The organism is Cupriavidus sp. SIMBA_020 (assembly GCF_046535395.1).
Classification (GTDB): domain Bacteria; phylum Pseudomonadota; class Gammaproteobacteria; order Burkholderiales; family Burkholderiaceae; genus Cupriavidus; species Cupriavidus campinensis.
The window spans coordinates 1-261 of sequence record NZ_JAWRWU010000891.1 but is presented as its reverse complement, the minus strand read 5'-3'; the positions used below and the strand labels follow the sequence as shown (position 1 = coordinate 261).

The window sequence follows — 261 nt, the reverse complement described above, 5'->3', positions numbered from 1 at the left end:
AGCGCGATCTCGATCTGCTCTTTCTCGCGGGGCCGGGACATGGCGGCCCGGCCGTGGTCGCCAACACCTGGCTCGAAGGCACTTATAGCGAGACCTGGCCGAACGTGCCGCAGGACGAAGAAGGCATGGGCGTGCTGTTCAAGCAGTTCAGCTTTCCGGGCGGCATTCCGAGTCACGTTGCGCCGCAGACGCCCGGCTCGATCCACGAAGGCGGCGAACTCGGTTACGCGCTGTCGCATGCGTACGGCGCGGTGTTCGACA

General features: G+C 65.5%; 1 pseudogene. It reads left to right on the top strand.

Annotated elements, in window-relative coordinates:
• Positions 1–261: pseudogene (locus SB751_RS31990) on the top strand (phosphoketolase); the annotation flags it as partial.